The sequence below is a fragment of the Mangrovivirga cuniculi genome (assembly GCF_005166025.1).
In the GTDB taxonomy this organism is placed as follows: Bacteria; Bacteroidota; Bacteroidia; order Cytophagales; family Cyclobacteriaceae; genus Mangrovivirga; species Mangrovivirga cuniculi.
The window spans coordinates 20,325-44,785 of record NZ_CP028923.1 but is presented as its reverse complement, the minus strand read 5'-3'; the positions used below and the strand labels follow the sequence as shown (position 1 = coordinate 44,785).

At 37.8% G+C, this 24,461-nt stretch carries 20 protein-coding genes, 1 tRNA gene and 1 pseudogene; 18 read left to right on the top strand and 4 right to left on the bottom strand.

The window, feature by feature from the left end; genetic code table 11:
• The first annotated feature begins 86 nt into the window (after positions 1–86).
• From DCC35_RS00200 to DCC35_RS00155, 10 genes and pseudogenes are all read left to right on the top strand, one after another.
• Positions 87–1,106 (top strand): sugar kinase, encoded by a 1,020-nt coding sequence (locus DCC35_RS00200; RefSeq protein WP_137088878.1) that lies wholly within the window; start codon positions 87–89, stop codon positions 1,104–1,106.
• Complete coding sequence (locus tag DCC35_RS00195) at positions 1,106–1,759, top strand: beta/alpha barrel domain-containing protein (protein WP_137088877.1); 654 nt, start codon at positions 1,106–1,108, stop codon at positions 1,757–1,759. Before DCC35_RS00200 ends, DCC35_RS00195 begins: the two co-directional genes overlap by 1 nt.
• Before the next feature lie 6 nt (positions 1,760–1,765).
• Positions 1,766–3,175: a glucuronate isomerase gene (uxaC, locus tag DCC35_RS00190; protein WP_137088876.1), complete on the top strand. Its 1,410-nt coding sequence runs from the start codon at positions 1,766–1,768 to the stop codon at positions 3,173–3,175.
• Positions 3,165–4,154 carry a TRAP transporter substrate-binding protein gene (locus DCC35_RS00185; RefSeq protein ID WP_246070108.1) on the top strand — a complete coding sequence of 330 codons (990 nt, stop codon included), beginning with the start codon at positions 3,165–3,167 and terminating at the stop codon, positions 4,152–4,154. The genes uxaC and DCC35_RS00185 overlap by 11 nt, the downstream gene beginning before the upstream one ends.
• Positions 4,144–4,617 carry a TRAP transporter small permease gene (locus DCC35_RS00180; protein ID WP_137088875.1) on the top strand — a complete coding sequence of 158 codons (474 nt, stop codon included), beginning with the start codon at positions 4,144–4,146 and terminating at the stop codon, positions 4,615–4,617. Before DCC35_RS00185 ends, DCC35_RS00180 begins: the two co-directional genes overlap by 11 nt.
• Positions 4,607–5,895 (top strand): annotated as a pseudogene (locus DCC35_RS00175) (TRAP transporter large permease). Before DCC35_RS00180 ends, DCC35_RS00175 begins: the two are co-directional and overlap by 11 nt.
• Before the next feature lie 12 nt (positions 5,896–5,907).
• On the top strand, positions 5,908–7,371 hold the full coding sequence (locus DCC35_RS00170) for a tagaturonate reductase (protein ID WP_137088874.1): 1,464 nt from the start codon (positions 5,908–5,910) through the stop codon (positions 7,369–7,371).
• The gene (locus DCC35_RS00165; protein ID WP_137088873.1) at positions 7,346–8,974 is read left to right on the top strand and encodes a UxaA family hydrolase; all 1,629 of its coding nucleotides are present in this window, start codon (positions 7,346–7,348) and stop codon (positions 8,972–8,974) included. Before DCC35_RS00170 ends, DCC35_RS00165 begins: the two co-directional genes overlap by 26 nt.
• A gap of 172 nt (positions 8,975–9,146) precedes the next feature.
• Positions 9,147–10,595 carry a lipase family protein gene (locus DCC35_RS00160; protein ID WP_137088872.1) on the top strand — a complete coding sequence of 483 codons (1,449 nt, stop codon included), beginning with the start codon at positions 9,147–9,149 and terminating at the stop codon, positions 10,593–10,595.
• 148 nt (positions 10,596–10,743) lie between these two features.
• Positions 10,744–11,130: a DUF3127 domain-containing protein gene (locus DCC35_RS00155; RefSeq protein ID WP_246070106.1), complete on the top strand. Its 387-nt coding sequence runs from the start codon at positions 10,744–10,746 to the stop codon at positions 11,128–11,130.
• Between the two features lie 26 nt (positions 11,131–11,156).
• Here DCC35_RS00155 and DCC35_RS00150 read toward each other — a convergent pair whose 3' ends face one another.
• Complete coding sequence (locus DCC35_RS00150) at positions 11,157–11,615, bottom strand: hypothetical protein (RefSeq protein WP_137088871.1); 459 nt, start codon at positions 11,613–11,615, stop codon at positions 11,157–11,159.
• 187 nt (positions 11,616–11,802) lie between these two features.
• On the opposite strand from DCC35_RS00150, the gene DCC35_RS00145 reads away from it, so the two are divergent.
• The 5 genes from DCC35_RS00145 (at position 11,803) to DCC35_RS00125 (ending at position 15,753) form a co-directional block, all read left to right on the top strand.
• Positions 11,803–11,877: transfer RNA gene (locus DCC35_RS00145), tRNA-Val, on the top strand.
• Positions 11,878–11,903: 26 nt separating this feature from the next.
• Positions 11,904–12,980 (top strand): aminoacetone oxidase family FAD-binding enzyme, encoded by a 1,077-nt coding sequence (locus DCC35_RS00140; RefSeq protein ID WP_175402664.1) that lies wholly within the window; start codon positions 11,904–11,906, stop codon positions 12,978–12,980.
• On the top strand, positions 12,899–13,123 hold the full coding sequence (locus DCC35_RS00135) for an NAD(P)/FAD-dependent oxidoreductase (RefSeq protein WP_137088869.1): 225 nt from the start codon (positions 12,899–12,901) through the stop codon (positions 13,121–13,123). Before DCC35_RS00140 ends, DCC35_RS00135 begins: the two co-directional genes overlap by 82 nt.
• Positions 13,124–13,161: 38 nt before the next feature.
• A complete protein-coding gene (locus DCC35_RS00130) occupies positions 13,162–13,917 on the top strand; it encodes a DUF6503 family protein (RefSeq protein ID WP_137088868.1) in 756 nt (251 codons plus the stop codon).
• A 141-nt stretch (positions 13,918–14,058) separates the two neighbouring features.
• Entirely contained in the window at positions 14,059–15,753 is a 1,695-nt protein-coding gene (locus DCC35_RS00125; protein WP_137088867.1) for a TolB family protein, read from the top strand.
• Between the two features lie 30 nt (positions 15,754–15,783).
• Here DCC35_RS00125 and DCC35_RS00120 read toward each other — a convergent pair whose 3' ends face one another.
• The 3 genes from DCC35_RS00120 to DCC35_RS00110 all read right to left on the bottom strand — a co-directional run bounded on the left by DCC35_RS00120 (position 15,784) and on the right by DCC35_RS00110 (position 18,198).
• The gene (locus tag DCC35_RS00120) at positions 15,784–16,797 is read right to left on the bottom strand and encodes a DUF4407 domain-containing protein (protein ID WP_137088866.1); all 1,014 of its coding nucleotides are present in this window, start codon (positions 16,795–16,797) and stop codon (positions 15,784–15,786) included.
• 252 nt (positions 16,798–17,049) lie between these two features.
• Positions 17,050–17,577: a ribosome maturation factor RimM gene (rimM, locus tag DCC35_RS00115; RefSeq protein ID WP_137088865.1), complete on the bottom strand. Its 528-nt coding sequence runs from the start codon at positions 17,575–17,577 to the stop codon at positions 17,050–17,052.
• Between the two features lie 12 nt (positions 17,578–17,589).
• Entirely contained in the window at positions 17,590–18,198 is a 609-nt protein-coding gene (locus DCC35_RS00110) for a 30S ribosomal protein S16 (protein WP_137088864.1), read from the bottom strand.
• A gap of 318 nt (positions 18,199–18,516) precedes the next feature.
• On the opposite strand from DCC35_RS00110, the gene DCC35_RS00105 reads away from it, so the two are divergent.
• From DCC35_RS00105 to lpdA, 3 genes are read left to right on the top strand one after another with little or no spacing between them, the layout of a single operon-like run.
• Positions 18,517–21,258 carry a 2-oxoglutarate dehydrogenase E1 component gene (locus DCC35_RS00105; protein WP_137088863.1) on the top strand — a complete coding sequence of 914 codons (2,742 nt, stop codon included), beginning with the start codon at positions 18,517–18,519 and terminating at the stop codon, positions 21,256–21,258.
• Positions 21,259–21,281: 23 nt separating this feature from the next.
• Positions 21,282–22,883: a 2-oxoglutarate dehydrogenase complex dihydrolipoyllysine-residue succinyltransferase gene (gene odhB / locus DCC35_RS00100; protein WP_137088862.1), complete on the top strand. Its 1,602-nt coding sequence runs from the start codon at positions 21,282–21,284 to the stop codon at positions 22,881–22,883.
• Positions 22,884–22,913: 30 nt separating this feature from the next.
• Positions 22,914–24,314, top strand: coding sequence for a dihydrolipoyl dehydrogenase (lpdA, locus tag DCC35_RS00095; RefSeq protein WP_137088861.1), 1,401 nt, complete (start codon positions 22,914–22,916; stop codon positions 24,312–24,314).
• Positions 24,315–24,461 lie beyond the last annotated feature (147 nt).

Here is a 24,461-nt window from a genome sequence, read left to right as displayed (position 1 = left end):
AGACCGTTAACGTACACGGTAAATTTTTTTCAAAATCTGAAAAATAATAAGAAAGATTTACCGCCACCAGGCTCAAAACTCATATTATGGCACAAATCACAACATTTGGAGAATTATTACTCAGATTAAGCCCTCCCGGATATCAGCGTTTAAGTCAGGCAGATAAACTTGAGCTCAATGTAGGAGGAGCAGAAGCAAATGTTGCCGTTGCCTTAGGTCAGTGGGGTCATAAACCTATTTTATTAAGTTGCCTGCCAGACAATGATCTTGGAAAGATGGTTAGTCAAAAGTTAACAGGTTTAAAGGTCAATATAGATAAGGTACAATATAATTCGGGGAGATTAGGATTATATTTTCTCGAACTGGGTGTTGGACTGAGGGGAGGAAGAGTTGTTTATGACAGAAATGATAGTGTATTTTCATTAGTAGAGCCGAGTATCTGGAACTGGAACAATGTTTTACAACATTCAAATTGGTTTCATTGGTCAGGAATCACTCCTGCATTATCAAAAAACGCTTTTTCATCACTTTCAGATGCGCTTAAACATGCTTCTGAGAAGAATATTAATGTATCTGTCGATTTAAATTATCGAGCAAATCTCTGGAAATGGGGCGAGGACCCAACAAAAATTTGTCCTGATTTAGTTTCTAAATCTAAGATTCTTATAACAAATGAAGAGGCGACAAAAAAAATGCTTGGTATCGATGTCGATTATATAACTGAAGAAATTAATCAGGATGGCTATGATCGGATGGCTAAAGAGTTATTTTCTGCATATCCTAATTTAACTCAGATATTCATTCCTATAAGAAGAACAATAGATGCTTCCGAAAATATGGTGACCCTTTATGGAAATGATAAAAGTGAAGGGTATTTGTCAAAGGGTATAAATGTAAAAAATATTGTAGACCGGGTAGGTGCTGGTGATGCTATGACTGCCGCGATAATTCACAATCTCTCTAACAATCAGAAATTATCTGATACAGTTGAACTAGGTGTTGCAGCTTCAGCATTAAAACATTCAGTACCAGGGGACTTTTTGATCGCCGATCTCAACGAACTTGAAGCGATTGTAAAAGGAGAAAAATCAAAAATTAACAGATAATGGATACAGCCTCATTAAAAAATAAGATCGCCCAGACTCAACTTATACCTGTGTTTTATCATTCAGATGAGGTGGTTGCTGTGGAGATAGTAAAGGCAGCTTATAATGCTGGAATCAGGGCTTTTGAGTTTACTAATCGTGGTAAAGAGGCTGTTGATGTTATGAAAGCATTAATAGATAATAGAAATGAATACCCTGACATGGCCTTAGGAATCGGGACAATTATGAGCCAGGAAGATGCTCTTAAGTTTATCGATATCAAAGTAGATTTTATTGTTGCTCCGATTTTGGATAAAGATACTGCTGAGCAATGTAAACGATCTCAAATATCCTGGACACCCGGTTGCGGTACTGTTACTGAAGTTGTCCAGGCAGCTAAAATTGGCGCTGACCTGATTAAGGTATTTCCAGGGAATGTATTAGGTTTTGACTTTGTTAAAGCTGTAAAAAGTGTCATGCCTGGTGTCGATATTATGCCAACAGGAGGTGTAAAGCCCACAAAAGAAAATCTTTCAGAATGGTTTAATGCTGGTGTGTTCTGTGTAGGAATGGGGTCTCAGCTTTTTGATAAGAGTAACATTAAAAATAAAAACTGGAAAGCTGTAGAAAAGGATATGTCTACTGCAGTCGAATTAATTAAGGACTTGAATTAAAAACTAATGGGAACAATAATACAAGAAAATTTTTTATTACAGAATGAACCAGCTCAGCGTTTGTATCATGAATTCGCGAAAGATGAGCCAATAATAGACTACCATTGTCATTTGCCTCCTGAGGAATTGGGAGAGGATCATCAGTTTGAAAATCTAACTCAAATTTGGCTTAAGGGAGATCATTATAAATGGCGTGCTATGCGTACAATGGGCGTTGACGAAAAGTTTATTACAGGATCAGCTTCTGATAAGGAAAAATTTATGTGGTGGGCTAAGACTGTGCCTATGACTATTCGAAATCCTTTATTTCATTGGACTCATTTAGAACTGAATAGATATTTCGGAATTGATGAATATTTAAATGAGGAATCAGCAGAATCTATATACGATCGCTGTAATGAACTACTTGCAACAAAGGAATTTTCTGCAAGAGGGATTCCGAAAAAAATGAATGTCAGGGTAATTTGTACAACTGATGATCCAACGGATAACCTTGAATATCATAAGCAGATGGCAAAGGAAGGATATGAAGTTAAGGTTTATCCGACTTTCAGGCCTGACAATATTTTAAAGGCAGAAGATACAGTTTTTCTTAGAGGATATATCTCTAAGTTGTCTCATGTTAGTGGTATCGATATTTCATCATTAAAAAATCTGATAGACGCTCTCCAAAAAAGAGTTGATTATTTCCATGATCAGGGCTGCAGGCTTTCCGACCATGGTCTCAATTATATTGATTCAGATGATTTTGATGAATCTGCAGTTTCAAAAACCTTCCATAAAATTATTGATGGAAATGGTTCCTTGAACAATGATGAAATCTCTTCCTATAAATCATATATTCTATATCAATTAGGAATAATGTATCATGCCAGGAACTGGACTCAACAATTTCATCTTGGTGCATTAAGAAATAACAACCAGCGATTATTAGATAACCTGGGACCTGATGTTGGTGTGGATTCAATCGGTGACTTTTCACAGGCTGTTGCAATGTCTAAATTGTTCAACAAACTTGATCAGGCTAATTCCCTACCGAAAACCATTATATATAATTTGAACCCGGCTGATAATGAAGTTTTTGCTACTATGACTGGAAACTTTCAGGATGGATCAGTGCCAGGTAAAATGCAATTTGGTTCTGCCTGGTGGTTTCTCGATCAAAAAGATGGTATGGAAAAACAGATCAATGCGCTGTCAAATATGGGTATATTAAGTCAGTTTGTAGGTATGCTGACTGATTCCAGAAGTTTTCTTTCTTATCCAAGACATGAGTATTTCAGAAGAACACTTTGTAATCTGATCGGAACCGATATGCAAAATGGGGAGTTGCCGATTGACTACGACTGGATAGGTGGGATCGTAAAAGATATTTGTTATGGAAATGCTGAAAAATACTTCGGGTTTGAAAAATAGAGTTTTAAATATTGCCCTAATTCTAGCCTTTGTATTTTTTACAGGCTGCGACCGAACTGGTGATATACGGGAAATTAAATTAGGCCATGCTTTGGATACTAGTCATCCGGTTCACAAAGGGATGGTTTATATGGCAGAACGCCTGAAAGAAAAATCCGGCGGAAAACTAACTATTAAAATATACCCGGGACAGCAACTTGGATCCGAAAGAGAACTAGTAGAGCTTCTTCAGATAGGAAGTCTCGGAATGACTAAAGTATCTTCGGGAACTCTTGAAAATTTTGCTCCGGGAATGAAGATTTTTGGTTTACCATTTCTTTTCCAGGACAGAGATCATGCATTCAGAGTTCTGGATGGAGAAGTAGGTCAGGAGCTTCTTTCTGAAAGTGAAGATTTCTGGCTAAAAGGACTGACATTTTACGATGCCGGTAGTCGAAGTTTTTATACAAAAACCAGGCCTGTCAAGGAACCTGAAGATTTAAAGGGATTAAAAGTCAGGGTTATGGAAAGTGCTTCAGCCATGGATATGGTCAGAGCTCTTGGAGGCTCGCCAACACCAATTTCCTGGGGTGAATTATATACTGCTCTACAACAAGGAATTGTTGATGGAGCTGAAAATAATCCACCAAGTTTCCAATTTTCCAGACATTATGAAGTATGTAAATTTTACACAATTGATGAGCATACTATGCTACCAGATGTGCTAATCATGTCGACTATAGTATGGAAATCTCTTGATGATCAAGAAAAACAATGGCTGATGGAAGCGGCAGAAGAGTCAACCGAATATCAAAGAAAGATCTGGAAAGAAGCAGAAGAGGAAGCACTTCGTGTAGTACAGGAGGCTGGGGTTGAAATAATCTACCCTGACAAATCTGAATTTAAGGCTAAAGTTGATGATATGTATGATGAATATAAGAAAGACAATACAATGGCCGATTTAATTAATCGCATAGAAAGCTTGAGAAATGAAAACTAAAATAGATAAAATATTAAGTAATTTCCTCATAGGCATATTAGCATTGATGTTGATTGCTGTTCTATGGCAGGTGTTTTCAAGATATATTTTAAATGCTCCCAGTTCGGTTACCGAAGAGCTATCAAGATATTGTCTTATATGGATTGGAGTATTAGGTGCAGCTTATGCCGCCGGACAGAAAATGCACCTGGCTATTACTTTGTTTCCGGATTCCTTAAAGGAAGACAACAGAAATAAACTTCAGGTAGTAATTAATTTACTAATAATCATTTTTGCGATTACAGTCTTTATAATAGGCGGTACTCGCCTTGTCTATATCACAAGCATTCTTGGCCAGAACAGTCCTGCCCTGGGCATACCTTTAGCATGGGTTTATATTGTTTTGCCATTGAGTGGGTTGGTCGTAATCTATTACAAAGTTGTAGAAATTCTGGAACTGAGAGGAGGTAAACATGTTAGTTGAGATTCTTGTTCTGGTTTTAGTATTTCTTTTATTGCTGGCAATGGGTGTACCCGTTGGATGGAGTATTGGTTTGGCCAGTCTTGTGACGATGCTTGTATCAATTACACCGATCCCCTCCTTTACGACTATTGCTCAACGGATGGCTACTGGTCTTGATAGTTTTGCCCTATTAGCTATACCATTCTTTATTCTTGCAGGTCAGGTTATGAATCAGGGAGGAATTGCTAATCGATTGATCAGATTTGCCAAAGCACTTGTTGGGTCACTGCCTGGTGGTTTGGCTTATGTCAATATTGTAGCTGCAATGCTTTTTGGAGCAATTTCAGGTTCTGCAGCTGCAGCGGCATCAGCAATGGGAAGTATTTTGGGACCCAGAATGGAAAAGGAAGGTTATTCCAAGGAGTTTGGAGCTGCAATAAATATTACTTCTTCAACAACCGGACTGGTCATCCCCCATCAAATGTATTGATTGTATACTCTCTGGCAAGTGGAGGCGCTTCTATTGCAGCGTTGTTTCTTGCCGGTTACATACCAGGAATTATTACTGGACTGGTACTAATGATTGCTGCAGGAATATGGGCCAAGAAAAAGAAATATCCCACTGGAGACAGAGTACCTTTTAAGGAGATGATAGTTACATTCTTTGATGCACTTCCAAGCTTATTTCTCCTTGTGGTTGTTATAGGAGGAATTGTTTCCGGAATATTTACTGCAACTGAAGCTTCCGGGATTGCTGTTCTTTATACATTGGTGCTTGCCCTAATTTATAAAGAATTGTCAATGGAAAAACTCAGGTCGATTTTCCTTAATTCTGTTGCCACAACCGCGATCGTTATGCTTTTGATTGGAACTTCAATGAGTATGTCCTGGGTGATGTCTTATGCCGATATACCTCAAACTATTAGTGATCTGCTGCTGGGGCTGAGTGAAAACAAAATTGTGATCTTACTGACTATTAATTTGATCCTTTTGTTTGTTGGGATATTTATGGATATGACTCCGGCAGTATTGATATTCACGCCGATTTTTTTACCAGTAGTAAAAAGCATCGGTATGGACCCGATCCATTTTGGGATTATCATGGTAATGAACCTTTGTATCGGTTTGGCCACTCCTCCGGTTGGTTCGGTGTTGTTTATAGGGGTCGGTGTTGCAAAAACAACTATTGAAAAGGTATTAAAACCCCTGATACCACTTTATATCGTGATGATCCTGGTTCTTCTATTAATAACATATGTGCCGGAATTGAGCCTCTGGCTTCCTGATTTATTCGAATAAAAAATTATAGCCATGAAAAAATTAAATAGATCTACTGCAAATATTGAAGAGCAACTACCTGTAAAAATAGTTCAGTTTGGTGAAGGGAATTTTCTTCGGGCTTTTGCTGATTGGATGATACAGAAATTGAATGATACAGCAGGGTATAATGCTGGAGTTGCAGTGGTTCAGCCAATTGAACATGGCATGGTAGACATGCTAAATGCTCAGGATGGACTTTACCATCATAAAATGCGTGGATTATCCGGAGGCAACGTTATCGATGAAACGAATTTAATAAGCTGTATTCAGCAATGTATAAATCCATTTGATAATCAGAAGGCCTTTTACGAATTAGCCAAAGAAGAAGATCTTGAGGTCATTATTTCTAATACAACTGAAGCGGGAATAGTTTTTAATGATGATGATCTGCCTGGTGAAGGTGAATTGGCCAAAACCTTTCCGGGGAAATTAACACAGTTCCTTCATTCTAGATATGAAGCACTAGCTGATTTAAGTAATAAAGAATTGGCTGTTATCCCTTGTGAACTAATTGATCGCAATGGAGATAAACTTAAGAGTGCGATAGAAAATTATATTAGTTTATGGGGCCTTTCTATGCAATTTAAAGAATGGATAAATGATTCCATTTATTTCGGAAATACGCTAGTCGACAGAATTGTTCCAGGTTTTCCACGCGAGGAGATCAATAACATTCAACAGGAAATTGATTATGAAGATAATTTAGTTGTTGCTTCAGAGAGTTTTCATTTATGGGTAATTGAAGGTCCTGAAAAGTTAAAGCAGTTTTTTCCTGCTGAAAATACTGATCTGAATGTAAAGTTTGTTGATAATCTTACCCCATATCGAACCAGAAAGGTGAGAATTTTAAATGGATCTCATACTACGATGGTTCCCACTGGGCTCTTATATGGTTTAGAAACTGTAAAAGAGACTGTAGAAGATAAATATATGGGTCGGTTTGTAAAGAATGTTATGTTCGAAGAAATTATACCAACAATAGACCTTCCACAAACCGAATTAGAAGAGTTTGCTAATAGTGTTATTGAAAGGTTTCAAAACCCATTTATCCGACATGAATTAAAATCTATTGCTCTTAATTCTGTATCCAAATTTAAGGTTAGAGTTTTGCCAGTGATCTTAGATTTTATCGAAAGAAAAAATGAAGCTCCACAATTATTATGTCTTGGATTCGCAGGACTCATTAAGTTTTATTTGGATGGCACACATGGCAAACACGAATTACTGAATGATGATAAAGCAGTGCTGGAATATTTCGTCGAAATCGATCCCCAGATAGACTCTGATAAACTCGTTGAATTGGTTTTAGGAAACGAAGACTTCTGGGGGCGATCACTTCTGAATAATGAACAATTGGTCGCTTCTGTAAAGAAATCTTTAGAAGCAATAAACCACAATGGAGTTCAAAATACGATTAAAAAATTAGACTATGTTACAAGCAATAACAATAAATGAAACTGATAATATAGCAGTATGTCTGACGGATCTTTCTAAAGGATCAGAAGTCATAGTCAACGGTAAAAAATATACTTTGCTTAATAATGTTCAGGCCAAGCACAAATTTGCCTTAACTGATTTACAAAAAGGAGATAAGGTGTATATGTATGGTGTTTTGGTAGGAACTGCTAAAGAAGATATCAAAGAAGGAGATGCGTTAACAGTAAATAATATAGCACATAGTGCCTCCGAATATACCGGTAAATCGGGTGCCGAAATTAATTATCAGGCGCCTGATGTCAGCGATTGGGAGAGCCGAACTTTCAAGGGATATCATAGAGAAGACGGGCAGGTAGGTACTGCTAATTACTGGCTGGTTTTTCCATTGGTGTTTTGTGAAAATAGAAATATTGAAATATTGAAAACTGCATTTTACAGGGTGTTGGGCTACGAAAAAGAAAATAAATATGTGAGTTTTTTAAATGATCTTTTAGAAGGTCAAAATGGATCTGAACAAGATACTATAATTACCCAGGTAACAACTGAAAAACCTGTTTTTGAAAATATAGATGGTGTTAAGTTTCTGACCCATCAAGGAGGTTGTGGTGGTATAAGGCAGGATTCTGAGATCTTGTGCAGGCTGCTGTCAGGTTACATTAATAATCCAAATGTAGCTGGCGCAACAGTACTCAGCCTTGGGTGTCAAAATGCACAGATAAAGCTATTTAAAGATAGTTTAAAATCTGTTAATCCAGATTTTAATAAACCTTTGATCATTTTAGATCAGCAGGAAATTGGCACAGAAGAGGAATTATTAAAAGAAGCTATCTCCCAAACATTGGATGGGTTGATTGAAGCCAATAAAATAGAGCGAAAGCCTGCTCCACTTAGCAAACTATCAATCGGACTTGAATGTGGAGGTTCTGATGGTTTTTCTGGTATATCTGCGAACCCAACGCTTGGTAGAGTATCAGATTTGGTTTCTGAATTAGGCGGGAAGGCCATATTATCGGAATTTCCTGAATTATGTGGAGTCGAACAGGAACTGATCGATAGAATGAATGATGATAAAATGGTAGATAAATTCATAGATCTAATGCGTACCTATGAAAAAGCTGCTGAAGATTCCGGGTCAGGGTTTGACATGAATCCGTCTCCGGGAAACATTAAAGATGGATTAATTACAGATGCAATGAAGTCTGCAGGTGCTGCTAAAAAAGGTGGCAACTCGCCGGTAAAAGATGTTCTGGATTATACGGAATATGTTAAAAATCCAGGTCTGAATCTTTTATGTACTCCTGGGAATGATGTGGAATCGACAACCGGCCTGGCAGGATCAGGTGCCAATATTATTTTATTTACCACAGGACTGGGAACACCCACAGGCAATCCTGTTACTCCTGTAATTAAAGTGAGTAGCAACTCAAAACTTGCAGAGAAAATGCCTGATATTATTGACTTCAACACTGGTCCGGTAATAGAAGGGGAAAAAAGCATTGAGGAAATGGGAGATGACTTGCTCAATTTAATAATTGATGTAGCGAGTGGTAATAAGAAGACTAAAGCAATGGAACTACAACAAGAAGATTTTATTCCATGGAAAAGAGGGGTGTCTTTATAATAGAATTATAGTTGTTTTTTACGTGTATAGATGTGCACTTAGGTTTGTTTAATTAAGTTAAGATCCCTGCACAAAGTAGAAAGCCGGTCAATTTTAACCGGCTTTTTTTAATGCTAAATGGATGATTAAAATTTCAGGAATTGGTAAATTATAATATTAACATCCAATCCATATGTTTAAATTAAAATCGTCCCTTGTTCTTGCTTTATTAAGTGTCTCCTTTCTTTATTCCCAACCCATCACACCCGGGTTTGAAAAATCCGAATACATTGATCTTTTGTATATTTCTATTCAATCTACAAAAAGAGCAGATTACAAAAAGAAGTACCCTCAACCAGATAATTATAAAATGATTTATCAGTCTGGTGAATTAGGTCTCGATAATAGCTGGGATTTATGGCTCAATGAACAAGGCAGGGCAGTTATCAGTATTCGTGGAACTACCGAAAAAATGGAAAGCTGGCTTGAGAATTTTTATGCTGCGATGGTTCCTGCTCAAGGGATGGTAACATTGACAGGTGTAGAAGATAAATTCAATTATAAACTTTCTGATGATAAAGATGCGGCCGTTCATGTCGGGTGGCTTGTTGGGCTTGGATATCTTTCGCAGGAGATCATTCCAAAAATAGATTCACTATATGATGCCGGTATAAAAGACTTTTTGATCATGGGACACAGCCAGGGAGGAGCAATCGCTTATTTGCTCACATCTCACCTGCATTATTTAAAAGAATCCGGAGATCTGAATAAAGAAATTAATTTTAAAACCTATTGTAGTGCCTCACCTAAACCAGGAAATTTATATTATGCCTATGATTTTGAGCATATTACTCAAGGCGGGTATGCTTTTCTCATAATAAATCCATACGATTGGGTGCCGGAAGTGCCAATTTCAATACAAACGCTTAAGGATTTTAATCCCACAAACCCATTCGTCAATGCAGAGGCGATGATCAAGGATCAGACAATTCCAAAGCGCTGGTTTTTAAAACATGCATACAATAAGCTCAATAAACCAACATTGAAAGCTCAACGCAATTATGAAAAATACCTTGGTAAAATGACTTATAAAATGGTCGAGAAAAATCTTCCCGGTCTTGAAGTGCCGGAATATCTTTCAACTAATAATTATATGCGTGCGGGTGTGCCAATCATTATGGAACCACATAAAGCCTATTTGGACAGCTTTCCCGAAAAATCTGAAGATGTTTTTGAGCATCATTTTCACCAGGCATATTTAACTCTGGCAAAAGAACTACCTGAAGAGCTATATAAAAATAACCCGGGACTGCCGGAAGGAAGATGGATAGTCGAAAGCAAAATATTTACAACCAGCAATGATTCTATACCTGAACTTCCAGTTCCCTATTTGACAATTGAAGGGGATAATCGTGCGGTTAAAGGAAATACCGGATGTAATAGTTTTATAGGAGAATATCTGATTGATGGAGATCGGATAATGTTTATAATGAACGGTCCAATGACTTTAAAAGCATGTCCCGGAGATCAGGAGGATAAATTTTTAAATAATCTTAAAATCACTGATGGATATTATTTCGATAATGACAAAATATTCCTCACATCTAATGGAAATGATATCCTCGTATTGGAAAGGGAGTAAGAGAAATTTATCAATAGTAAACGATTAGAAAAGGCATTTTTTTAGTGAATTATAGTGATGTAATTCGTATCCTTGAAGATATTTTCATACTGGAAGTTCTTATAATATCTATGACTATTAATGCTTCCGCACTTTATTATTTATCATTATGGCAAATCTGGAATTCAACGCTAAATTAGTTCAAAAATTACCACTACAAGAAGGTCAAGGGAAGAACGGGCCCTGGAAGAAACAAGATGTCATTGTCGAAACTATTGAAGACAAATTTCCCAAGAAAGTTTGTGTTTCTATCTGGGGAGATAAAATTGACGAATCTGTTTTAAATGAGGGGGCTGTTTTAAATATTGCTTTTAATGTAGAAAGCAGGGAGTATAATGGTCGCTGGTATACTGACGTTAAAGCATGGAGAATTCAGCCAGCAAATGCCGGTCAGGGACCTCAGGGAGGTGGAGCTACACCACCGGATTTTCCTCAGGCACCGATGCCGACAGAAGAGCCTCCATTTGATTCACCGGAAGATGATCTACCATTTTAATAATATAAGGCAGTGAATTCACTGCCTTAATTTTTTTCCGGTAATAAAGGTAAATCATCATATATTGAAGCTTTCACCATCGTATTAATAACGTCTTCGGCCTGGAAAAATTTACCAGCCACTGTTCCACCCAATTCTTTCTTTATTTTTTTGTAATATTTAACTCGTAAGGCTATTTCTTCTTTCTGGATGGATATCATGTCATTAACCATTTTATCGATTTTCTCATCGGTTAAAGACGAATAATTCGTTGCATATTCATTAATTAAATCGATTCTTTCTTTACTAATCTTTTTCCTTTTACTTTCGTAATCATTGTAAATTTCCCAGAAGTGAGTAGCTCTTCCTTCGGTTAATCCCATAAATTCAGCTATTGCGGCCTTTTTTTCGAGTTCAAACATATCCATTACAATTTCTGCTTCATTTTGAGCATTAATCGTCGTAGTAATACAAATAATTGAGAAAAGTAGTAGAATGGTTTTCATTTTTCTGACTGGTTTAATAATAATTGTTGACTATAATAATTTACACAATTCACTGGAAACCTGATCTTTATTCAGTCTATAAATCCTTATTTTTCAGTGAATAAACTATTTGAAGTTTTAGTAAATTTTGAATTTTTATTAATAACCTTATCATTTTTAATAAAAACCTGTATTTTTGCCTCACTTTGGGATCTTAGCTCAGTTGGTTTAGAGCGCTGCCTTGACAGGGCAGAGGTCGTGGGTTCGAATCCCTCAGATCCCACTTTCTTTTCTAAAACTTTAATGATCATGCCGGTTTACGATGTTATAATTGTTGGTGGAGGAGCATCAGGCTTTTTCTGTGCAGCCAATCTTTTACATCGTAACCCAAACCTTAAAATTCTTATCCTTGAGCGTTCGCCCAAAGTTTTAAATAAAGTCAGAATTTCCGGTGGTGGAAGATGCAATGTTACGCATGCTGTTGATTCTATTCAGGATCTGATCAATGCCTACCCAAGGGGAGGGAAAAAATTGCGAAAATTGTTTAATCGGTTTGATACCCGTTCGACAGTGAAGTGGTTTGAGGAAAGAGGAGTGAAAATTAAAACAGAGTCAGATGGACGCATGTTTCCGATCACCGATTCATCAGAAACTATTATCAAAACACTTTTAAAAGCAACCACTCGGGCTGAAATAAAGGTAAAACAAAAGGCAGAAGCGTTAGAATATATAAATGAGCAATGGCAAGTCAAGTGTGGTGATTCTCAATATCGATCTAAAGCCGTTTTTTTTGCTCCTGGTGGTTTATCAAAATCAGATCAATATAAATTCATTGATAATTTAAATTTTAAAATAGTCCCACCGGTTCCATCATTATTTACTTTTAATTCTCCTGCCTCCGGATTTAAAAATCTAATGGGGGTTTCTGTTAAAGAAGGGGCAGTAAAGCTTGCCGGATCAAAATTAGAGGCTTCAGGACCTGTATTGATTACGCATTGGGGATTTAGTGGTCCTGCACCGTTGAAGTTATCTTCTTTGGGAGCCAGGGAGATTCACAGTAAAAATTACAAAGGAGATTTGCTGATTAATTGGACTCCGTTTTTTGATGAAAAGATTTTTTCAGAAAAATTCAATCAAAGTATTGAAGAACAACGTAATAAGCTTTCCAAAAATTATAAGTTTGCCGATATTCCCGTGCGTTTGATGGAAAAGTTACTGGAAATATCGCAGATAGAAGAAAGTCGGCCTCTGACAGAGTGGTCGAAAAAACAAAAAACAAATTGTTTGAAAACCTGTTCAGATGTATGGTGCATTTTTCAGGTAAAACCACGTTTAAAGAAGAGTTTGTTACTGCAGGAGGAATATCATTGTCGGATATTGATTTAAATTCAATGGAAGCAAAAAAACATCCGAATCTTTTTATGGGCGGAGAAGTGTTAGACGTTGATGCAGTGACCGGAGGGTTTAATTTTCAATTTGCCTGGAGTTCTGCCTATGTAGCATCTGAAGCTATTTTGTTAAAACTATAGTTATATCATGACGTATTAATAGTCAAATACCTTTATTGATGAAACGATTTTTTACAGCATTTTTACTTGCAGGACTTTTTATTTCCTGCACCGGACATAAGAATCAGACCGAAGAAGCCAACAGGGAGACGAAGATTATAAACAACGCCATTGAAGCTCATGGCGCTCAATTCCTTGATAATGGTAAACTGAAATTTATTTTTAGAAATGGCCACTATACTGTTGAAGAAATAAATGGTCAGTTTAAATATGAGAGGCTTATTTCAAAAGGGGATTCTGTATACAGGGATATATTGACCAATGATAAATTTGTAAGGTTGTACCAGGGGGATACGCTGGAATTAAGTCCTACCGAAGTTTCTAAATATAAAAACGGTCTTAATGCAGTAGTTTATTTCGCGACACTTCCTCAGTCACTTTCAGATGATGCCGTGGTGGCAGAATACCTTGGAGATATGACTATTAAAGGAAATGAATACTATAAAATAAAGATTTCGTTCCAGGAAAATGGTGGAGGGCAAGATCATGAAGATGTTTTCGTTTACTGGGTTAATAAGGATACTGATTTAATTGATTACTTAGCCTACGTATACCATACAGATGGTGGGGGTATGAGATTTCGTGAAGCATTTAATAAAAGAAATATAAATGGTGTAGTAATACAAGATTACAAAAATTACAAACCGATGGTTGCTGGCCTTAAAGTTCAGGACGTTGATGAATTGTTCGTTAATGGAGATCTTGAATTAGTCAGTGTGATAAAAACTGAAGAACCTGAGGTAGAAGTTTACTGAGGTAGGTTTTTATATAGATAGATTTTTTATCAGCACAAATAAATTATATATCTTTAAAAAAATATTGTGTGGTAGTAAATTTTGGTATGGTTTTTATCGTATTAGTTATTAAACGATAAAACCAACAGGGATATTTAATAGATGAGATTACTGACGATAGCTGTATTTATTTTTTCTCAATTGATCATTCTGGCTCAGAAGGTTCCCCAAAAACCTGTATCCAGAAATATCAATATTCCTAATCAAAGACATTTGGCTCCTGCATTGAGAGGCGACGGGAGTGCTATGATTTTCACCTCCAGTTATTCGCCATCTCAAAAGCTTGAAGTAATGTATTCTGAAAAGACTTCTTCAGGATGGAGCAAAGCTGAACCTGTTGATGTAATCAATGCGACAAAAAACCTCAATTATATCGGTGGATATAGCATCTCATTTGATGGTGAATCTGTTTTTTTTACTTCTGCCAGAGGATCTGGTTTTGGTGGCTATGACATGTATGAAGTCGATAAACAAGGTGGCTATTGGATGAAACCCAGAAATCTTGGTAAGCCAATCAACAGTGAAATGCATGAAGGAAGTCCTTCCCTATCGCCGGACGGCAGAACTATGTATTTTATGCGATGTGAAGATATGGATAACACCTCAGGGAGTGGTTGTCAGATAATGATGGCACAAAGACGTGGTGGGACATATTGGCATGATCCGACTCCACTTCCGGAACATATCAATATCGGTAATACGATGAATCCTAAAATATTGTCTGATAACAAAACTTTGATTTTTAGCTCAGACAGACCAGGTGGAAAGGGAGGAATGGATCTTTATATTACCCGTTATGAAGACGGTGTCTGGACGACCCCAATTAATATTGATGCGATAAATACACCAGGTGATGATTTGTTTGCCGATGTTCCGGGTAAGGGAGATATTATTTATTTCACAAAAAAAGTAGATAATTACCCTCAAATCTGGATGGCCAAGCTTCCAAAAGAATTTCAGCCTTCTTCTGTCGTTTTTGTCGATGGACGGGTGGTTGATGGGGCTACCGGGAATCCAATGGAAGCCTTTGTGCAAATATACAGGGCAAGCGACAGAAAACTGATCACTAATGATCGATCAGGTCCTACTTCAGGGTTGTTTGAGCTATTTGTTACCGGCGGAGAAACATATGACTTTTCTGTTTCTTCATTCGATCCTTCGTATATGATCTATGCAAGGCCATTGATGCTGGATACCTTATCATATAGTCTGAGAGAACGAAAAGCAATTACCCTTGAGCCTATTGAGCCAGGAAAAGAATACTGGCTGTATGGACTGGGCTTCAAGAATGAATATGACTCACTAAACGATTTAGCCTTTTTTGACTTACAGAGAATAATAAAAACTCTGAAAGGAAATAGAAACTGGAAAGTGAATATGACTGTTCACTTAGCTAACTTTAAAAAGGACAGTATTCAATCTGATCCGGATCTGACTGAAATGGTAATGGATACTACTATGGTATCACGACTTGCAGTTGTTATGGATAGTTTGGAAATAACCGGACCTGAAGAGTTGTCCAAATATTTATATGATAGCGTAGCGATTGATTCAAGTAAGATCTATTTCCAGGTTGAAAAAATGATCGACACATTAGATGTAGATACTTTTTATACGAATGATCGTCGTGAAAAACAGGCTCAGATGATCAGGGATTATTTCCTTGGAAGAGGCGTTCCAGAGCAAATATGGAGTGTTAATGTAGCTCCGGTGGATGAAGATAATGAAACTGAATATCCTGATGACTATAATAAGGATGTATGGGTCAGGATAAGATATGATGAAGTACAACAATAAAAAAAGAGCACCTTAAGTGCTCTTTTCTATTTATGCAGTAGAATATCGTAGATTAATTTTTTCAATTATTTCTTCCTCTTCATTTCTGATCAAATGTTCCCATGGGCCGGTTGGCATTAATAGCTTCATAGTCAGTGGAGCAGTTTCAATCACTAAAAACAAAAGTATAATAAAGTAGTGAACTAATTTCTGCTCGGGATATCGTTTCAAAACAGCTTCAAGTGCCTGGAATTTTAAAATCAAGCCCGATTGAAAGTTGCTGAGATAATCTTCCAGCTCAGATTGTTTTTGATTTTGGAGAGCTACTCTGTATGAATTTAGAGAGTCTTTAGTACTTTCAAAATCTGACCTGAATGCTTCCAGTTCGGATTGAGCCTCATCTGCCTGTTGTTTTTTAATTCTATATATTGGGCCTGGTGAAACTTTACCACTACCACCTGTTCCGTCTGCTTCTCTTCTTGCTTCTTCGCGAAGTTCATTTCTTAAACTTTCCAGCCTTTTAAGTTCTGTGTCACCTGCAACCAGAATACTGTCAATTCTATTTTCATACTTTGCATAAGCACTATCTATGTCAGCTGTTCTTTCTTTGATAACTTCTCTTTTAAGTACTGCTGATTCTGTTTCTATTTCAGCAGCAAATAATTTTAGTTCCATCGGTTTGGCTACAGTTATTGCAATTACAGCAGCTAATGCCAGTCGTGGAAGCCCCTGTTTCCAGAGATGCCTTCCTTTATAACGATAGAGTCCCATTAGTAGCAACCGGTCAATTGTCAGGATAAATAATCCCCATATAATACCAATGGCTATGGCGGGATAAACTTCATTAAATACAAAGTGCAGGGCGTATGAACCTGAGAGAACTGCAAATATTGCGGTAAGCAATACGAGTAAGCCTGATGCAGAAAATCTCAGCCTTTCCATTTTATAAGGCTTTATCGCCTCAGGAGGTATGCCGGCACACCATATCAGGAATCTTTCGATACCGGATATAGGCTTTTCTTTGTTCTCCTTTTCCTCAGGAGAATTCGATTTGTTGTCTGTCATAATAAAAATAACTTTCCGAAAAGTATTTTATTGTGTACAGAATATGTGCCAGTATGTTTAAATACTTGTTTTCCAACAGGTAACAAAAAGGTGGTTTAAAAAAAATGTTCAATGTTGAACAACCCTTTCCAACCTTTGATACACATTGTGTGTCTATTAAATACAGGCCCGTTAAACCTAAACCTAAACCTATTTTTTAAACTTATAAGTGAAGAAAGTTGATTGGTGGGTCAGAATTTCCGGTAATGATTGTCAGTCGTTGAGATATACGTCGAGTAATCCATCCGGAAGGTCGACTTTCAAAATTTTCTCATCCCGGTCAAGACCTTTGAGAATGACATCGTTAACGGGGATTAAAACCTCGGAGTCTTTAAAATCCATAACGATCAGGTCTTGTCCGGGATGATTTATTATATGGTTAACAACCCCCAGTTCGCCCTGATTTTCATCAATTATTTTAAATCCGACTATTTCGTGGTAGTAAAATTGATTACCCGTTAATTCTGGTAATGCTTGTAAAGGCAGATAAAGCCCATGGCCCTTCATTTTTTCTGCCTCTTCTAATGTTTGAATATCTTCAAAGGCGATGATGCCTTTATTCCCTTTTACAGAAAGTGATTCAATAAAAAATGGAACCAGTTGTCCGTCTATTTCAACGAATACTGATTCCATTTCTGAATATTCTTCAGGATTATCGGAGTCTATAAAGATCTGTAATTCTCCCTGAACTCCGTGGAGTCTGGTTATGTAACCCAGTTGAAAACAAGAGTTAATATCCATTCTCCGAAACTATTAATCTTCTTTTTTATCCTGATTTTCTTCTTCTGATGCAGGAGTAGGAGTCTCTTCTGCAGATGCTTCGGTAGACTCTTCGCTTGCTTCAGCAGTTGCTTCTTCGCCAGCTTCCTCTTCCTCTTCATCAGCTTTAGCTTCTGCTTCAGCCTCAGCTTGCTTAGCAGCGATTGCTTCTGCACGAGCAGCGCTAACTTTCGCTTCAGCTTCAAGTCTTGCTTTTGCTTCTGCTTCTTTCTTAGCTGAGATAGTATCAGTTTTCTTAGAAATGCTCTCTTCTTTCTCTTTCATCCAGGCTTCAAATTTCTTATCTGCCTCTTCCTGAGTGATTGCACCCTTGTTAACTCCTATCTGAAGGTGTTTTTTAAACATCAGCCCTCTGTAAGATAGCATAGCACGTACAGTATCTGTAGGCTGAGCTCCTTTTAACAACCAATCCAATGCTTTGTCATTGTCGATGTCGATTGTTGCAGGGTCAGTCGTAGGGTTGTACGTACCGATTTTCTCGATAAATTTACCGTCACGCGGCGCTCTCGAGTCAGCGATGATAACGCTGTAAAATGGGCGCTTCTTGCGTCCACCTCTTTGTAATCTGATTTTTACTGCCATAAATTGTTACGTTTGTGAAGGATCACGTCCCTCGATCCGTTTTTTAATTGGAACGCAAAAGTACTTTATTTTAATTAATCCTGAAAGCCAGTCCGTTAAAATTATATCTTATATAGAGTATTTTTTAATAAAAGTAATTTAACATCGTTTAGAAGTACGAAATTATTTATTTTAACATGATATAAAATTGATATGCCTCACTGTGTTTTCGACCATTTAAGTTGAATATCAGTTAAATTCGCGTAACCGCTTAAGCGGTTTTTATATATCTTCCAGATTAAATACCTTTGTATCGAAACGAGTATTCAAATATAGAACATGGATAACTACTCATACCTAAGTAATGCACACTCATCTTACATCGATGAGTTGTATGCTGATTACAAAAAAGATCCTGAGAATGTTGATAAAACCTGGCAACGATTTTTTGAAGGTTTTGAATTCGCTCAGGAGCAATATGGAGAAAACGGACAAGGATCAAAAGCTGGTGCTCAGGCAGGACTTCTTGATGACAAAGAAATCAGAGTCAGAGCACTCATTCATGCCTATCGTTCAAGAGGGCACCTCAGGTCTAAAACCAATCCCGTAAGAGAAAGAAGGGATAGAAAAGCAATTCTTGATTTACCGGATTTTAATTTATCTGAATCTGATCTTGAAAAAGAATTCGACGCTGGTGAAGAAATCGGGATTGGCAGAGCCAAACTAAAAGATATAGTAGCCGCACTCAAAAATATTTATGAAGGACATGTCGGGTTCGAATATCTTTATATCAGAGAGCCGGAAGTACTTGACTGGTTTAAGAAAAAAAGTGAAAAAGATGCGCTCAATTTTGATCCTTCAACTGAAGATAAAAAGCGTATTCTAAGGAAACTAAATCAAGCAGTGGTATTTGAGAATTTTCTGCATACCAAATATTTGGGTCAGAAAAGGTTTTCTCTTGAAGGAGGAGAAACAACTATTCCTGCGCTTGATTCTATTATACATTATTCTGCTGACCTTGGAGTTGAAGAGGTGATAATAGGAATGGCCCACCGTGGCCGTCTGAATGTCCTTGCCAATATCATGGGTAAGACATACGAACACATATTCAACGAGTTTGAAGGACAGGCAGAACCTGATTTAACTATGGGGGATGGTGATGTGAAGTATCACATGGGTTATTCATCCCAGATCCAAACTGAAAATGGGAAAGAAGTTAACGTAAAGTTATCTCCTAACCCATCACACCTGGAGGCTGTGGATCCGGTAGTAGAAGGATTTGCCAGGGCGAAGCTCGATGGACAATATAATAAGGAACACGACAAGGTTTTACCTATCTTAATACATGGTGATGCTGCAATTGCCGGACAAGGTGTTGTTTATGAAGTAACTCAAATGTCACAACTTGAAGGTTACCATACAGGTGGTACCATTCATTTTGTTATTAATAACCAGGTAGGATTTACTACAGATTTTGACGATGCCAGATCATCGATCTATTCAACTGATGTTGCAAAGGTTATTGATGCTCCGGTTCTACATGTAAATGGAGACGATCCGGAAGCTGTAGTGTTTTGTGTGAAGCTAGCTGTAGAGTACAGACAAAGATGGCATAAGGATATTTTTATCGATATGGTTTGCTATCGTCGTCATGGTCACAACGAAAGTGATGAACCGAAATTTACTCAGCCATCTCTTTATAATATTATTAGTAAGCACGCAAACCCAAGAGAGGTATATAACAAAAAGCTTGTTGAACGTGGTGAAGTAGATGCAAAATTGGCGAAGTCAATGGATAAGGAGTTCAGAAGTCTTCTTCAGGACAGGCTGAATATGGTGAAGGAAGAACCTCTCGATTACCATTATCAGCAGATGGAGAAGGAATGGAAGGAACTTCGCCGTAGTAAACCGAAAGATTTCGAACAATCGCCTGAAACAGGAATTGATGAAGATACAATTAAAAAGATCGGAGAGGCTTTAACTTTTACTCCGGAAGGGTTTAAGCCTTTAAAACAGATCGAAAAGGCACTGAAAATTCGAAAAGAAGAGTTCTTTAAATCAGGTGAGTTTAGTTGGGCAAGTGCTGAGCTAATGGCCTACGGTTCTATTCTTCTTGAAAACAGAACGGTTAGATTGACAGGTCAGGATGTCCAGCGTGGAACATTTTCACACAGGCATGCCATCATTAGGGATGCAAATTCTGGCGAGGGTTTTAATAGCCTTAACCACATGACTGATGATCAGGGCTCATTCGAAATTTACAACTCTCTGCTTTCTGAATTTGCAGTAATGGGCTTTGAATTTGGGTATGCCATGGCCAACCCAAGTGCGTTAACTATTTGGGAAGCTCAGTTTGGTGACTTTGCCAATGGTGCTCAGGTGATCATCGACCAGTTTTTAGCTCCGTCTGAAACAAAATGGCAACGAATGAATGGCCTGGTTTTATTACTTCCTCATGGATATGAAGGTCAGGGGCCAGAACATTCGAACGCCAGACCGGAAAGATTCTTACAGCTTTGTGCAGAATATAATATGCAGGTAGTTAACATTACTGAGGCCAGTAACTTTTTCCATGCTTTAAGAAGACAACTTGCATGGCAATTTAGAAAGCCTTTAATAGTGATGTCTCCTAAATCATTGTTGAGAAGTCCTAAAGCTGTATCTCCTAAAGAAGAATTTACTTCAGGACGATTCAGGGAAGTACTTGATGATAAGGAGGTAGATCCAAAGAAAGTAAGAAAGGTTGTTTTATGTACAGGTAAACTTTATTATGACCTGACAGAGGCCAGAAAAGAGAATAAATCTGATGATGTAGCACTTATCAGAGTGGAACAGCTTTATCCGTTCCCGGAAGCTCAGGTAAATAATCTGATCGAGAAAAAATATACCAAAGCGAAGGAGTTTGCGTGGGCTCAGGAAGAACCTGCGAACATGGGTTACTATAGCTTTTTATTTATGAATTGGGGTAAGGCAAAAGACTTTACGTTGATTTCAAGAAAGCCAAGTGCTTCTCCTGCTACTGGATATCCAAAAGTTCACAAGGAAGAGCAAGACCGAATTATTGAAGCTGTTTTTAAATAAAAAAGAAAATAAACTATAGATCTATGAGTCTGGAAATGAAAATTCCTGCCGTTGGTGAATCAATTAATGAAGTAACTATCGGCAACTGGTTAAAGCAGGACGGCGACCATGTAGAAATGGATGAGCCGATCTGTGAAATTGAATCAGACAAAGCAACATTTGAAGTGACTGCTGAGGCAGAAGGAACGTTGAAGATCAAGGCTGAAGAAGGAGATACATTAAATATAGGTGATGTGCTGTGCGAAATTGAAGAAGGTGAAGGGGGTGGATCATCCGATAATGATTCTGATTCCTCTGAAAGCTCTTCAGAAGACAGCAAGTCAGAGAAGAAAGATTCTGAGGACAAGTCTGATAAAGAAGATAAAGAAAAATCATCTGGTTCCAAGTCAACAGGAGAAGTAGTGGAAATGAATGTTCCAACTGTTGGCGAATCGATCACTGAAGTGACTTTGGGTTCATGGTTGAAGTCAGATGGTGATTTCGTTGAAATGGATGAAGAGATCGCGGAGATCGAATCTGATAAAGCTACTTTCGAATTAACAGCTGAAGCACAGGGAATCCTGAGAATTGAAGCACAGGAAGGGGATACTCTTGAGATTGGTGATTTGATTTGTAAGATCGAAGTTACCGAAGGAGGTGAGTCATCTGATTCAGACGATTCTGACAGTTCATCTTCTGAAAAGAGTGGATCTTCAGATAAAAAAGAGTCTGAATCTGAGGATGGATATGCTAAAGGTCATCCATCACCAGCTGCAGCTAAAATTCTCGCTGAAAAAGGCATCAGTCCTGAGGAAGTTAAGGGAACAGGTCCTGGTGGAAGAATCACCAAAGAGGATGCTCAGAATGCTAAGAAGTCGGAAGGCAAAAAGGAGTCTTCATCTAAAAAAGAAGAATCCAAAGCACCTGCTTCAGCATCTAAAGGAGAAAGAAATGCTGAGAGAAAGCGCATGAGCAGTATGCGTAAGACAATTGCCAAGCGTTTAGTTTCTGTGAAGAATGAAACTGCTATGCTCACTACATTTAACGAAGTGAACATGCAGCCAATCATGGATCTCAGAAAGAAATACAAAGAAAAATTCAAAGAAAAGAATGGCGTTGGATTAGGATTCATGTCTTTCTTCACTAAGGCTGTTTGCCAGGCATTGCTTGAGTGGCCGGCAGTTAATGCACAGATTGATGGTGATGAGATGATCTATCACGATTACTGTGATGTTTCAATTGCAGTATCAACACCAAAAGGACTTGTAGTTCCTGTGATAAGAAATGCTGAGCAGCTTGGGTTTGCTGATATTGAATCTGAAATTATCAGGTTAGCAACAAAAGCGCGTGATGGTAAGCTTTCGATGGATGAAATGCAGGGCGGAACATTTACAATTACCAACGGAGGAATCTTTGGTTCAATGATGAGTACTCCAATCATTAATGCTCCTCAGTCAGCTATTCTCGGTATGCACAATATCGTAGAAAGGGCAATGGTTGAAAACGGAGAGGTAGTTGTAAGACCAATGATGTATGTAGCATTATCATATGATCACAGGGTGATCGATGGTAAGGAATCTGTAAGTTTCCTTGTACGAGTTAAGGAACTTCTTGAAGATCCTGCAAGATTGATGCTTGGTATCTAATTTTTTTCATTAAGAAAAACAATATTTAAAATGGAATATGATGTAATCGTAGTTGGTTCAGGTCCCGGTGGTTATGTGGCGGCAATTAGATGCGCACAATTGGGAATGAAGACCGCTATCGTTGAGAAATATAATAGCCTTGGAGGTACATGTCTTAATGTAGGTTGTATCCCTTCCAAAGCACTTTTAGACTCATCAGAGCATTATCACAATGCTGATACAACTTTTAAAGATCACGGTATTAAATTATCAAATCTAAAGCCTGATCTGAAGCAGATGATCAAAAGGAAGGATGATGTGGTATCACAGACAGTTGGTGGTATCGATTATCTGATGAAGAAAAATAAAATTGATGTACATACCGGTCTTGGGTCATTCGTTGATAAAAACACGATCAAAGTAGCTCCTGAGAAAGGAGATGCAAAGGAGATCAAGGGTAAGAATATTATTATCGCAACCGGTTCCAAACCAAGTACTCTTCCATTTATCAAACTTGATAAAGAAAGAGTAATTACCAGCACTGAAGCGTTAAAGATGAAGGAGATTCCAAAGAATCTTGTGATTATCGGTGGTGGAGTTATTGGGTTGGAGTTAGGGTCAGTCTATGCACGTCTTGGTGCAAAAGTTCAGGTAGTAGAATACATGGACAGCATCATTCCTACAATGGATAAAACGATGGGTAAAGAACTTCAGAAGTCTCTGAAGAAATTAGGCTTTGAATTCTTCCTTAAGCATAAGGTAACTGAAGTAGAAAATACAGGTAAGGAAGTGAAAATAGTCGCTGAATCACCTAAAGGAGAGAATGTAGAGCTGAAAGGTGATTATTGCCTTGTGTCAATTGGTCGTCATGCTTACACAGAAGGTCTTGGTCTGGATAAAGTGGGCATAAAAACTGACGATAGAGGTAGAGTTGAAGTTGATAAGAATTTGAAAACCGGCGTTGGTAATATTTATGCCATCGGGGATGTTGTCAAGGGAGCAATGCTGGCTCATAAGGCGGAAGAAGAAGGTACTTTTGTAGCGGAAGTAATTGCAGGGCAAAAGCCACATATTAATTATAATCTCATACCGGGAGTTGTATATACCTGGCCTGAAGTTGCTTCTGTCGGTAAGACAGAACAACAATTAAAAGAAGACAAAGTACCTGTAAAAACTGGTAACTTTCCTTTTAAAGCGTTAGGTAGAGCACGTGCAAGTATGGACATCGATGGTGTAGTTAAAGTTCTTGCTCATAAAGAAACGGATGAAATACTCGGCGTACATATTATCGGCGCAAGAGCAGCGGATATGATCGCTGCAGGAGTTACTGCTATGGAATATCGCGCTTCGGCTGAAGATGTTGCAAGAATGTCTCATGCTCACCCGACTTATATGGAAGCATTTAAAGAGGCTTGTCTGGCTGCTACCGAAAACAGACCAATACATATTTAAGAATACAATACACTGTTTATAATTGAGCCGGTGCTAAATGCACCGGCTTTTTTAGTTTTCTAAAGTGGTTTGCAGGAAATGAAGGGCAATGTCTTCATGCAAATTTTTAGGCGATTTTTTGTTGAAATTTTAATGCTTCTGTTCGGG